Annotated in this window: 11 protein-coding genes; 2 read left to right on the forward strand and 9 right to left on the reverse strand. The window is 64.3% G+C overall.

The features are described from left to right. Positions 1-37: 37 nt before the first annotated feature. Positions 38-1,156: a GGDEF domain-containing response regulator gene (locus QEN71_RS10075; protein WP_290468243.1), complete on the forward strand. Its 1,119-nt coding sequence runs from the start codon at positions 38-40 to the stop codon at positions 1,154-1,156. Positions 1,157-1,199: 43 nt separating this feature from the next. Here the strand turns inward: QEN71_RS10075 and QEN71_RS10080 are convergent, their stop codons facing one another. The 9 genes from QEN71_RS10080 to QEN71_RS10120 form a co-directional block, all read right to left on the reverse strand. Next, complete coding sequence (locus QEN71_RS10080) at positions 1,200-2,417, reverse strand: NnrS family protein (protein ID WP_201649187.1); 1,218 nt, start codon at positions 2,415-2,417, stop codon at positions 1,200-1,202. A gap of 63 nt (positions 2,418-2,480) precedes the next feature. Beyond that, positions 2,481-2,867, reverse strand: coding sequence for a hemerythrin domain-containing protein (locus QEN71_RS10085; RefSeq protein WP_233471726.1), 387 nt, complete (start codon positions 2,865-2,867; stop codon positions 2,481-2,483). A 194-nt stretch (positions 2,868-3,061) separates the two neighbouring features. Continuing rightward, positions 3,062-4,129 carry a LacI family DNA-binding transcriptional regulator gene (locus QEN71_RS10090; RefSeq protein ID WP_201649185.1) on the reverse strand — a complete coding sequence of 356 codons (1,068 nt, stop codon included), beginning with the start codon at positions 4,127-4,129 and terminating at the stop codon, positions 3,062-3,064. Between the two features lie 69 nt (positions 4,130-4,198). Continuing rightward, complete coding sequence (locus QEN71_RS10095) at positions 4,199-5,524, reverse strand: MFS transporter (protein WP_201649184.1); 1,326 nt, start codon at positions 5,522-5,524, stop codon at positions 4,199-4,201. An 84-nt stretch (positions 5,525-5,608) separates the two neighbouring features. Next, on the reverse strand, positions 5,609-6,355 hold the full coding sequence (locus tag QEN71_RS10100; RefSeq protein WP_201649183.1) for a ribonuclease activity regulator RraA: 747 nt from the start codon (positions 6,353-6,355) through the stop codon (positions 5,609-5,611). A gap of 27 nt (positions 6,356-6,382) precedes the next feature. After that, positions 6,383-8,131 (reverse strand): L-arabinonate dehydratase, encoded by a 1,749-nt coding sequence (gene araD, locus QEN71_RS10105; protein WP_201649182.1) that lies wholly within the window; start codon positions 8,129-8,131, stop codon positions 6,383-6,385. Between the two features lie 209 nt (positions 8,132-8,340). Then, positions 8,341-8,649 (reverse strand): EthD family reductase, encoded by a 309-nt coding sequence (locus QEN71_RS10110; protein WP_201649181.1) that lies wholly within the window; start codon positions 8,647-8,649, stop codon positions 8,341-8,343. A gap of 166 nt (positions 8,650-8,815) precedes the next feature. Beyond that, positions 8,816-9,901: a transporter gene (locus QEN71_RS10115; protein WP_377790688.1), complete on the reverse strand. Its 1,086-nt coding sequence runs from the start codon at positions 9,899-9,901 to the stop codon at positions 8,816-8,818. Positions 9,902-10,064: 163 nt separating this feature from the next. Next, complete coding sequence (locus QEN71_RS10120; protein WP_201649179.1) at positions 10,065-10,814, reverse strand: SDR family oxidoreductase; 750 nt, start codon at positions 10,812-10,814, stop codon at positions 10,065-10,067. Between the two features lie 124 nt (positions 10,815-10,938). Here QEN71_RS10120 and QEN71_RS10125 point away from each other — a divergent pair, with 124 nt between their 5' ends. Continuing rightward, complete coding sequence (locus tag QEN71_RS10125; RefSeq protein ID WP_201649178.1) at positions 10,939-11,862, forward strand: LysR family transcriptional regulator; 924 nt, start codon at positions 10,939-10,941, stop codon at positions 11,860-11,862. Positions 11,863-12,022 lie beyond the last annotated feature (160 nt).

Consider the following 12,022-nt stretch of genomic DNA (forward strand, 5'->3'; position numbering starts at 1 on the left):
ACAGAGCATGAGCAGCAATTCCGACAGGGGTACGCAAATGGACTTCGATCAAATCGGGGCACGGGACCAGGGGGGTTCCACATCGACGTCGGTCGACCGCGCGAATGCCGCGCTCGAAGCCGCGCGCGCCGCGCTGGAAACCGCGGCGCTGTCGGACATGCCGATCATGGTGCTGCTCGTCGATGACCAGGCGATCGTCGCGGAAGCCGTGAAGCGCGCGCTCGCGAGCGAGGACGGCATCGACCTGCACTACTGCGCGAGCGCCGACGAAGCGATCCGCGCGGCCACGCACACGCGCCCCACGGTGATTCTTCAGGATCTGGTGATGCCGGGCATCGACGGTCTCACGCTCGTCAAGGCGTACCGCGCGAACACGAAGCTGCGCGACGTGCCCATCATCGTGCTGTCGACGAAGGAAGAGCCGACCATCAAGAGTGCGGCCTTTGCGGCGGGCGCGAACGATTACCTCGTCAAGCTGCCCGACCGCATCGAACTCGTCGCACGTATCCGCTATCACTCGCGCTCGTACGTGAATCTGCTGCAACGCGACGAGGCGTATCGCGCGCTGCGCGAATCGCAGCAGCAACTGCTCGAAGCGAATCTCGAACTGCGCAAGCTCACGCAATCGGACGGATTGACGGGGCTGTCGAACCGACGCTATCTGGACGAATATCTGAACGCCGAATGGCGGCGCGGCATGCGCACGCAATCGGAAGTGTCGATGCTGATGCTCGACGTCGACAACTTCAAGCCGTACAACGACACCTACGGACATGTCGCGGGCGACGAAGTGCTCAAGCAGATTGCGTCGACGGTGGAAGGCTGCCTCGGGCGGCCCGGCGATCTCGCCGCGCGCTTCGGCGGCGAAGAGTTCGCGGTCGTGCTGCCGGGCACGTCGGCGGGCGGCACGCGCCTGCTCGCCGAGAAGATCCGCCTCGAAGTCGAGGCGCTGCGCATTCCGCACGCGGGTTCGTCGTCGGGACAGTATGTGACGGTGAGCGTCGGTTGCGCGACGCTCGTGCCCGCGCACGACGCGCCGATGACGACGCTGATCGAAGCCGCCGATCTCGCGCTTTATCGTGCGAAACGGGATGGGAAAAACCGCGTCGCGGCGATGGACAGCGGCAGGAGCGATGCGCGCGCGTCGGCGGAGTGACTCGGCTTTTTCATTGCGTTGCCGTCGACGAACGGCACGCGCCCTAACCCGGCTTCCCATCCTTGCGCGGACGCATCAACGGCCGCACATATGCGCCGACATAAATCGCGAACGCCGCGATCCAGCACACGCCCGCGCTCCAGATCCACAGCTGATAGTGCGCCGGCGCAACGAGCGGACCAACGATCCGCAACGCCGAACCGAGCGTGACGAGCGCATAGCTCGCGATATCGCGCGTATCGGCGGCAAGCGGCCTGCCCGTGTGGCCGCGCGCCGTGCGCGTGATCATCGCGATGATCGCGCCGCCGATCACACCCGCCGTGAACGCATGCAGCGCAACGGAATGCGCCACGAATCCCAACGCGCTCAGACCCAGCAGTGCGAAGCCGATCGGCATCCACGCGTAGGCGACGTGCAGGATCAGCAGAATCGCCGGGCCGCGCACCTTGTATGAGCGCCAGCCGATCATCCGCGCGCAGTGAACCACACACGCGGCAAACGCGAGCGTCGCAATGGCCATTGACGGCAACGCAGCCGCATCCGAGAACAATGCGATCAGCGTCAACGGCGCGGCAATCCGTTCGACCCACGTCCAGCGTCGCGTGACGAAACCGGGAATCGCATTCGACGTGAACATCGGAATCACGCGCGCGCCGATCACGCTGACCAGCAGCACGACGATGCCCGCCGACGCGTAAATGCAGCGCAGCGCGAGATCGGCGTGTCCCATTTGCGTCAGCACATGGAACGCGACGTTCAGCGCGGCGAACGTCAGCAGTACGGGCACGAGAAAATAGTTGCGACGGTTGCCCGCCTTCATCAACACGCGCAGCAACACGAACGCGACGCAAGGCAGAAACGCACTGTCGACGAGCGCTGCAGGCACGGCCGGGCCGCTCCACACGAGCACGCGTGCGCAGAGCCACAGCAGCGCAAGCGCGGCGAGCACGCGCGCGCTCGTTGTCTGCATGCCTGTCCAGGCGCGCACGGCAGTCAGCAGAAAGCCCGCGACGATCGACGCCGCGAAGCCGAACACCATTTCGTGTGCATGCCAGCCGATGGGATCGAGTTTCAGCAGATAGTGGCCCATTGCCGGCACGCCCGCGAGCACCAGCAGCCACACGGTCAGCGCCAGCGCGGCGAAGCCCGCGCCCGCGAGATAGAACGGTCGAAAGCCGAGGTTGAGCAGCGCGAAACGGTGCGCGGGACGATAGCGTCCGGGCGGCGGCACGAAGGTGGCACGGGGTTCGACGGGTTGCATGATTCGCTCGCTTGCTTGCAGCGGAAAAGCGGCGACGCCGCTCTTCGGCCGGGATCGGATGCGTTACGCGCAGTGCGCTTCGAACGCGGGATAGAGACGCACTTCGTCGCGCGTCATCCGTTGCCGCAGATGCGAAATCACGCGGCCGATTTCGCGCGCGGATTCGAGTCCCGAGCGTCCTGTGTCGAGCGAATCGAAGAAGCCGAGAATTTCCGCCGACATCGCGCGCATCTCCTGCGCGTACATATCGCCGAGCGCGCGCGTCGCGTCGTGCTTCTGCATCGCGGGATAAAGCTTCTGGTCTTCGCGCGCGAGATGCGCGACGACGACGCCGCGCAACCGCTTGAGCTTGCGGCGGCCTTCTTCGCTGGCGACGCCGAGCGCGCGGCATTCATCGAGCAAACGGAAAATTTCTTCGTGGTCGTGCTTGAGCGTGGTGATCAGTGACATGGTGTTAGGCCTGCACATTCTTGTGTTGTGTTGACTGGATGCGCGGCCTCGTGGGCCGCGTTAACCCTTACACACGTTTCGTGCCAAACAGGAATGTGCAGAAAAACAGTCACTTGCGAAAAGCACTAGTCACTGGCACCCGAGTCGTTACGACTAGTGATCGAGTCCAATCGACTGCTATCGCATAAGGCGCGTCAAGCCGATTCGCGTTCGACGATGCTGAAGCCAACATCGACGAACGCGCGCCCGGTCGCGCCCTCCAGCCGGTCGAGCAACGCGCGCGCCGCGCTCACGCCGATACGCGTGCCGTCGACGCGCACCGTCGTCAGTTGCGGCGTCGTTTCCGCCGCGAAGTCGAGATCGCCGAAACCGCAGATGGAGAGACGCGATGGCACTTCCAGTCCCATGTTTCGCGCCGCGCCGAGCGCGCCGATCGCCAGCAGATCCGAGCCGCAAAACACGGCATCGACATCGGGCGCGCTTTGCAACAGTTGCGGCAACGCGGTCTTGCCGGTTGCGAGCGAACTGGGCGGCGCGACGATCAGTTCGGCCACTTCCTTCAAGCCGGCCTTCGCGAGCCGATCACGAAAACCCGCGCGGCGCGCGAGTGCGCGCACGTCGCTCGCCGAAATGAGCGCGGGTCGCTTTGCGCCGCGAGCAAGAAAGCGCTCCGCCACCGCCTCGCCGATCTGGTAATGCGAGAAGCCGACCAGCATGTCGATCGGCGACTCGGTCATGTCCCATGTTTCGACCACGGGAATGCCGACGTTGCGCAAGCGCTCGCGCAACGACGCCGTATGCGCGACGCCCGTCAGCAGCACGCCTTCGGGACGTCGGCTCAGGACGGTATCGAGCAGGCTTTCTTCGTTGGTGTCGCTGTAGCCGCTCAACGCGAGCAGCACTTCGTAGCCCGCGCGCGACATGGTCTCGCTGAACACCTGAATCGTCTCGGAGAACAGCGAGTGCGCGATGGTCGGCACGATGGCCGCGATCAGCCGCGAACGCGCCGACGACAAACCGCCCGCGAGCCTATTCGGTACATAGCCGAGTTTCTGCACGACCTGGCGCACGCGTTCGAGCGTTTCGGGCGCGACGGATTCCGGGCTGTTGAACACGCGCGACACCGTAATAGGCGACACGCCTGCCTGCGCCGCGACGTCCGTGATGCGCAAGCCCTTCGGGCCGCCGCGCGTGCGACGCGCGGGCGTGGCGCTGCCCTTGAGATCGATCGATGCGTCGTCGGTTGGCTTGGCGGTCGGCATAAAAAGTGAATCGAGAAAAGTTGCGCGGCTATTGTAGCCAACGCGGTAGCCAATGCGTCATGCGCGGCTTCATTCGGTAACGGGTGTGCCGTTCACCGTCTGCGCCGCACGACCGCTGCGTCGCAAAACGAAGCTCGTGACGATCGCAAAGATCAGCATGCACGCAGCGGGAATCAGCATCGGCGCCTGGTTGCTGCCCGTCGTCTGCTTGACGAACGGCACGAGGTTCTGCGCGATAAAACCGCCGATATTGCCGAGCGAGTTGATCGCCGCGATGCCCGCCGCGGCGCGCGCGCCGAACAGGAACTTCGGCGGCAGCGTCCAGAAGCACGGGATCAGCAGATACATGCACGGCGCGCCGAAGCACAGCGCGATAAAGCGCAGCGTATTGGTCGGCATGAAGACCGACGACAGAAAGAACACCATGCCGAGCAGCGCCGACGCGAGCATCGCGATGATCGCGCGATTGCCCGCGCGGAGTTTCGACGGCAGCCACGCGAGCACGATCGTCGCCATCAGCCACGGAATGATGTTGAGGAAACCGTTGGTCGTATTGCTGACGCCGAAGCCTTTGACGAGCGTCGGCAGCCAGTAGCTAACGCCGTACACGGAGATCGACAGCATCATGTAGTAGAGCGCCATGCCGATCACGCGCGGTTCCGTGAGCACGGAGAGCAGCGTCGTGTGACTCGCGGCGTTCTTGCGGGCCTGCGCGCTTTCGCTTTCGAGCGTGCGCGCGAGCCAGCCCTTCTCTTCGTTCGACAGGAACTTCGCTTCGCGCGGCGACGCGGGCAGGCAGAACAGCACGACGAGCGTCAGCAGCACGGAAGGAATGCCCGTCACGACGAACACGAGCTGCCAGCCTTGCAGGCCGAGAAAACCGCCCTTGTCGAGCAGCCAGCCGCAGATCGGTGCGCCGATCATGTTGCCGAGGCTGCTGCCGACCGTGAAGTAGCCGAGCATCCGCACGCGATGCCGCTGCGGAAACCACAGCGTCAGGTAGTAGATCACGCCCGGATACAGGCCCGCTTCCGACGCACCGAGCAGGAAACGCAGCACGTAGAACATCGTCGCGTTCTGCGTGAACGCGAGCAGGATCGTCACGATGCCCCACGTCAACATGATGCGCGCCATCCACTTCGGCGCGCCGTACTTGTGAAGCATCACGTTGCTCGGCACCTCGAAAATCAGATAGCCGATAAAGAACAGCGACGCGCCCAGCCCATACGCCACTTCCGACAACCCGAGACTGCCGAGCATCTGCAGTTTCGCGAAGCTGATGTTCGAGCGGTCGATATACGCGACCAGATACAGCACGCCGAGCAGCGGCATGAGCCGCAAGCCCAGGCGATTGATGAGGCGCGATTCGTCGATCGCGGAAGTGACGGTGTTCACGGTGTCTCCTGGGCCCGCTGCGTGGGCGCGGGCCTCGTTGTGCTGGTTGTCTCGTCGTGACGCTGCGTTTGCGTAAGCCAGGCGTTACTTCTGCTGCTCGCGCCACGCCTTGTAAGCGGCCAGCGTTTCCTCGTTCGGCGGATACGTGCCGCGCAGCGGACTGCCATCGGCGACGCGCTGCTGGATGAACACTTCGAGCTGCTCCTGCTCGGTCGCATCGCGTGCGACGTCTGCGGCCATTTCGCGCGGCACGATCACGACGCCGTCCACATCCGCGACGACGATATCGCCCGGATAGACGGGCACGCCGCCGCACGCGATCGGCACGTTCATGTCGACGGCGTGATGCTTCGCGAGATTGAGCGGTGCGCTCGCGCCCGCGCACCAGATCGGCAGACCGAGTTCGGAGATCGTGCCGCTGTCGCGCACCGCGCCGTCCGACACCATGCCCGCGACGCCGCGCTTCGCGAGACGCAGCGCGAGAATCGAGCCGACCGACGCGACCGTGCGATCGCCGCGGCAATCCTGCACGAGCACGCTGCCGGGCGGCGCGGTTTCGACGGCCTTGCGTTGCGGATGATCCGGGTTCTGGAACACGCCGACGTGATCGAGGTCTTCGCGCGCCGGGATATTGCGCAGCGTGAACGCGGGACCGACGAGGTTCGGTGCGCCGGGCGCCGGCTTCACGAGCGGCGCGACACCTTGCAGAAACACATTGCGCAGGCCGCGCTTGAAGAGTTGCGTCGTGAGCGTCGCGGTACTGACGTGGCGGAGTTGTTCGAGCGTTTCGGCGCTGATGGTCGTTTCGCTGGTCGTTTCGTTGGCAGTCATGTTCGGTTTGCTGTGGCTCTATAGGCGTTAATGGATTTCCGGCTCATCGCGGTTCGCTTCCGACGAGACGGTCAGTTTTTCTTCGAGGAAATCGAAATCGCAACCCTTGTTCGCCTGGGTCACGTGCAGCTGATGCATCACGCCGAAGCCGCGTTCGAACGGACGCTTCGGCGGCTGCCACGCTTCCTTGCGCGCAGCCAGTTCCTGATCGCTGACATCGAGATGAAGGCGACGCGCGGCCACGTCCAGTTCGACGATGTCGCCGTCCTTCACGAGCGCGAGCGGCCCGCCGACGAACGATTCGGGCGCGACGTGCAGCACGCACGCGCCGTAGCTCGTGCCGCTCATGCGTGCGTCGGAGATGCGCAGCATGTCGCGCACGCCCTGCTTCAGCAGCTTTTGCGGAATCGGCAGTTGGCCCCACTCGGGCATGCCCGGCGCGCCGACAGGACCGGCGTGTTGCAGCACGATCACGGATTCGGCCGTCACGTCGAGGTCTTCGCTGTCGATGCGCGCGGCCATGTCGTTGTAGTCCTTGAACACGACGGCGGGACCGCGATGCTTGAGCAGATGCGATTCCATCGCGGCGGGCTTGATGACGGCGCCGTCCGGTGCGAGATTGCCCGTCAGCACCGCGAGACCGTCGCGTTCGACGAGCGGATTGCCGCGCTTGCGGATCACGTCGTCGTTGAAAATCTCCGCGCCCGCGATGTTCTCGCCGAGCGTCGAACCATTCACGGTCATCTGCGTGCCGTCGACCAGATCGCCCAGTTCGACCAGCAGCGCGCGCAAACCGCCCGCGTAATAGAAGTCCTCCATCAGATACTGGCCCGCCGGACGGATGTTGCCGAGCACGGGCGTCACGCGCGCCAGTTCGTCGAAGCGCGCCGTCGTCAGATCGATGCCCGCGCGACGCGCGACGGCCACGAGATGCACGATCGCATTCGTCGAACCCGACATCGCGAGCACCGTCGTGACGGCGTTGTCGAAGGATTTCGCGGTGAGAATGTCCGACGGCTTCTGATCGGTCCACACCATCTCGACGATCCGCTGACCCGTCAGCGAAGCGTATTGCGCGTGACGCGAATCGGCGGCGGGAATCGACGAGAAGCCGGGCAGCGTGAGGCCGAGCGCTTCCGTCGCGCTCGTCATCGTCGACGCCGTGCCCATCGTCATGCAATGACCCGGCGAACGCGCGATGCCGCTCTCGATGCCCTTCCACTCGTCTTCCGTGATCTTGCCCGCGCGCAGTTCCGCCCAGTATTTCCAGGTGTCCGAACCGCTGCCGAGCGTGCGGCCGTTCCAGTTGCCGCGCAGCATCGGGCCGGCGGGCAGATAGATCGCGGGAAGGTCCATGCTGATCGCGCCCATCAGCAGACCCGGCGTGGTCTTGTCGCAGCCGCCCATCAGCACGCAGCCGTCGAACGGATAGGACTTCAGCAGTTCCTCCGTCTCCATCGCGAGGAAGTTGCGGTAGAGCATCGTGGTCGGCTTCTGGAACGGCTCGGCGAGCGTCATCACGGGCATTTCGACGGGAAAGCCGCCCGCCTGCCAGATGCCGCGCTTCACTTCCTCGACGCGCTGCTTGAAGTGCGTGTGGCACGAGTTGATCTCGCTCCACGTATTGACGACGGCGATCACCGGCTTGCCCATGTAATCCGACGAGTGGTAACCCATCTGCGCGGTGCGCGAGCGGTGACCGAACGAACGGAGATCGTTGACGCCATACCAGCGGTAGCTGCGCAGTTCTTCGGGCTTCTTGCGATTCGAGGACAAATCTGTCTCCTTGGTAACGCTATCATTTCCGGCCGCAAACGAGCGCGGTGGGACGCGGCGGATGGACTTTTCGCGTGAGCGAATGGATGATGGAATGACGCGATGGTAGCGTTATCATTCCGTATCGTCCGCCAGGGATAGTACGGAGACGTCGTGGCAAATCGGACTGAAACGCGCCGGGCGGCGCGGCGGCGAGCGGTACGCCCGTGTCAGACTTCTTTCGTGTCGAACACGAGCAGTTCGACGCCCGCCTGCGCGAAATTCTGCAAGTCGGCGGTGGTGGCGGCCGCTTCGGGCGTGCCCATCGCCTGTTGCAGCGACTCGATGCTGTCGAAGCTGAGAATGGCCGCAAGCGCATACGGCGACTCGCCCTTTGCGCTCGCCACCGGCCCGACGCTCACTTCGTAGCGGCTCAGACCGGGGATCGATTTCGCGAGCGGCACGTGTTTGTCGAAGTAATGGGCGTCGAATGCGTTGCGGTCGGCGGGAGTCTTGTAGAGCGCGACGAGCTTTGCCATGTCATGCCTCCTGAAACTGACGTTCAGTGCAGTGCTGTGCGATTAGAAGCTGGCGGATACGGATCGATGCCGCTCGAACGGCTCATGGATTCTACGCCCGACGCATGCGATGGCCGTGTGAAGGGACGCGTTTCAAGAGCGCCGCAAACGGCGAGGCCGACGCGCGTCAGCCGGACGGACGCCGGCGCAACGCCCACCAGCCCGCGAGCACGGTAAAACTCACGACGAGCAGCACCATCATCCAGAAGCCGTGCTTGTTCTCCGCGAGCGGCACGCCGCCGACGTTCATCCCGAACAGACCCGCGATGATGTTGATCGGCAGCGCGAGCACCGTCACGATGGTCAGCGTGTACAGCGTGCGGTTGGTCTGCTCGTTCAGCCGCGCGGCGATCTCTTCCTGCAGCAGCTTGATGCGTTCCGCGAGACCCGACAGGTCGCCGAGCACCAGCGAAAATTCTTCCGTCGAATCGCGCAGGCTTTGCACGTCCGCGGGCAAGAGCCATGCGGGCGGACGCACCAGCAGCCGGAAGATCGAGCCGGGTTCCGGCGCGAGCAGCCGCTGCAGACGCACCAGCACGCGACGCATCGCGCCGAGATCGCGGCGGCTCTGATAAACGCGCTGCGACAGAAAATGATCTTCGATACGGTCGACTTCGATGCTCGTGCGCCGCACGATTTCGACAAGCAGATCGGCCTGATCGCGCAGCAGATGAATCAGCAGTTCCGACGACGTGTCGAAGCTCTCGCCGTTGCGTACCGACGCGCGCAACCGGTCGACGGAGCGCAGTTGTTTGAGACGCGCCGTCACCATGATCCGCTTGTGCGTGTAGACCCACAGCGTCGCGATTTCGGAAGGCGTCTGCTCGAAGTCGTACATCACGTCGTTGACGACGGCGAGCAGCGCGCCGTGCTGATGCTCGATGCGCGTGGAATGCGAGCCTTCGCGCAGCGCCTCGAAGAACGTGTCGGGCAGATCGAGATGCGTACGCATCCAGCGTTCGCTCGACACATGCGCGAGGTTGAAATGCAGCCAGAGAAATTCGCTCTGATGGGCGCTCGACGCCTTCGTCTCATTGCGGCATTCGGCAAGCCATTCGGCGGCCGTGTCGGTATCGACGGCGAGGCCGGGCTTGTCGGGTGCAAAACGGAATCCGCAAACGAGACCGGAGCGGTCGGCTCCGTAAGTGGTGGGCGCCAGGTTCAAAGTCATAAGCGTTTCGGGGTGGGGTCCACGAAAGCGCCATTCTGACATGAGCACGCGGCAGTAGCGTTACGTGTCAGCTACTTGACGTTTATTTGTCGACACGTTGACAGGCATTTGAAATCTTATGCGGCCGCAATGTCGAATCAGGCCGCGCTGGTTGCATCGGCAAAGCGCGGCCGCCCGCATGAAGGCAGGCGACCGCACTCGATGCTTACGCCGCGAAACCGCCGTCGATCATCAGGTTCGCGCCCGTCACGAAGCGCGCTTCGGGGCTTGCGACATACGCGACCATGCCCGCGATTTCGTCGGCCGTGCCGTGACGCGGAATCGCCATCAGACCGTGCAGCGACGTCGCGAAATCGCTCGATTCCGGGTTCATGTCCGTATTGACGGGACCGGGCTGCACGTTATTGACGGTGATGCCCTTCGGACCGAGATCGCGTGCGAGACCTTGCACGAAACCTTGCAGTGCCGACTTGCTCATCGCGTAGACCGCGCCGCCCGCGAACGGCATGCGGTCCGCGTTCGTGCTGCCGATGTTGATGATCCGGCCGCCCTCGCCCATGTGCGCCAGCACCGCCTTCGACGCGACGAACACGGCGCGCACGTTCACATCCACGGTCGCGTCGAAGTCTTCGAGCGAGAAGACGTCGAGTGTGCCGAGACGCAGCACGCCCGCGTTGTTCACGAGGATGTCGACCTTGCCGAATTCGCGCGCCGTTTCGTTGATCGCGTTGGTCAGCGCCGCCGGGTCCGCGACGTCAGCCTTGACGGCGACGGCGCGGCCGCCCGCCTTTTCGATGCTCGCGATCAGATCGTTCGCCGAGGCCGCCGAGCTGTTGTACGTGAAAGCGACCGTCGCGCCTTCGCTGGCGAGCCGGCGGACCACAGCAGCGCCGATGCCGCGCGCGCCGCCCGTGACGAAAGCAACCTTGCCTTGCAGATTCGAATTCGAGTTCATGTCGTGCTCCAGATGAAGTGGTGAAGTGGTGATCAGGTGATGCAAGTATGGTCGGCCGATTACGTTGCCGGTAGTATCGAATTGCGATCAACAGTTTCAACTACAGGTATAAGCCGATAACGCGATGGAAGCCCTCAATCTGATCGAATCGTTCATCCAGACGGCCGAAACGGGCAGTTTCTCGGCCGCCGCGCGCAGACTCGGCCTCACGCCTGCCGCCGTCAGCAAGAACGTTGCGCGGCTGGAGGCGCATCTGGGCGTGCGGCTCTTTCACCGCAGCACCCGCAAGCTTACGATGACGCCCGGCGGCGAGCAGCTATGGGGCGACGCGGGCGTGCCGTTCGCGAGTCTTCAGGACGCCTTTTCGCGCGCGTCGCAGCACGGCGGCAAGCCGTCGGGCGTGCTGAAGGTCGGCATGGCTGTCGCATTCGGGCGCGAGTATCTGGTGCCGCTGCTTGGCGAGTTTCTCGAACGCTATCCGGACATCGTGCCCGACTGGCACTTCGACAATCACGCCGTCGACCTGATCGCGGGCGGCTTCGACGTCGCTATCGGTGCGGGTATCGAGTTGACGCAGGGCATCGTCGCGCGCGAGATCGCGCGGCCCTGCACGATCGTCGCGGCGTCGCCTGCCTATATGAAGGATCGACCGCTGCCCGCGCATCCGTCCGATCTCGCAGAACTGGACGGCATCGCGCGCCGCTCCAGCAGCACGGGCCGTCTGCGCGCATGGACCATGCGCAACCAGGTCGGCGAAGAAGCGCTCGCCGAATGCCGGATCCGGATGATCTTCGACGACCCCGAGGCGATGGCGCACGCCGCGATGCAAGGTCTCGGCATCGCCTTCCTGCCGACGCCGCACGCCGCGCCGTGGCTCGAAAGCGGCCAGTTGATGCGGCTCCTGCCCGGCTGGCATGCCGAAATCAGCCCCCTTACGCTCTATTACCCGAACCGCAAGCTGCTGCCCGCCAAGACGCGCGTATTCATCGACTTCGTCGTCGAGGCGTTCCGCGAACGGCGGCTCGCGGCGCGCTTCGATGCACGTTGACCTCGCCATTCAAGGCACGCCGGGACCGCTTATAAGAACAATCCATGACAGGGTTTCTCTGTACGCAAGGCGCCGCCACATCGGTCGATATATCAGGTGGAGACATGCGCGCCGCATTCGACGCAGCGCGCCCACATTTCAAATATCGCCCACGTTGCGA

This window comes from Paraburkholderia sabiae, assembly GCF_030412785.1.
Classification (GTDB): domain Bacteria; phylum Pseudomonadota; class Gammaproteobacteria; order Burkholderiales; family Burkholderiaceae; genus Paraburkholderia; species Paraburkholderia sabiae.

Bases quoted from the DNA above. Each gene is read 5' to 3' on its own strand.
- QEN71_RS10075 (WP_290468243.1), top strand. From the start codon at position 38: ATGGACTTCGATCAAATCGGGGCACGGGACCAGGGGGGTTCCACATCG.
- QEN71_RS10080 (WP_201649187.1), bottom strand. From the start codon at position 2,417: ATGCAACCCGTCGAACCCCGTGCCACCTTCGTGCCGCCGCCCGGACGC.
- QEN71_RS10085 (WP_233471726.1), bottom strand. From the start codon at position 2,867: ATGTCACTGATCACCACGCTCAAGCACGACCACGAAGAAATTTTCCGT.
- QEN71_RS10090 (WP_201649185.1), bottom strand. From the start codon at position 4,129: ATGCCGACCGCCAAGCCAACCGACGACGCATCGATCGATCTCAAGGGC.
- QEN71_RS10100 (WP_201649183.1), bottom strand. From the start codon at position 6,355: ATGACTGCCAACGAAACGACCAGCGAAACGACCATCAGCGCCGAAACG.
- QEN71_RS10110 (WP_201649181.1), bottom strand. From the start codon at position 8,649: ATGGCAAAGCTCGTCGCGCTCTACAAGACTCCCGCCGACCGCAACGCA.
- QEN71_RS10115 (WP_377790688.1), bottom strand. From the start codon at position 9,901: ATGTCAGAATGGCGCTTTCGTGGACCCCACCCCGAAACGCTTATGACT.
- QEN71_RS10120 (WP_201649179.1), bottom strand. From the start codon at position 10,814: ATGAACTCGAATTCGAATCTGCAAGGCAAGGTTGCTTTCGTCACGGGC.
- QEN71_RS10125 (WP_201649178.1), top strand. From the start codon at position 10,939: ATGGAAGCCCTCAATCTGATCGAATCGTTCATCCAGACGGCCGAAACG.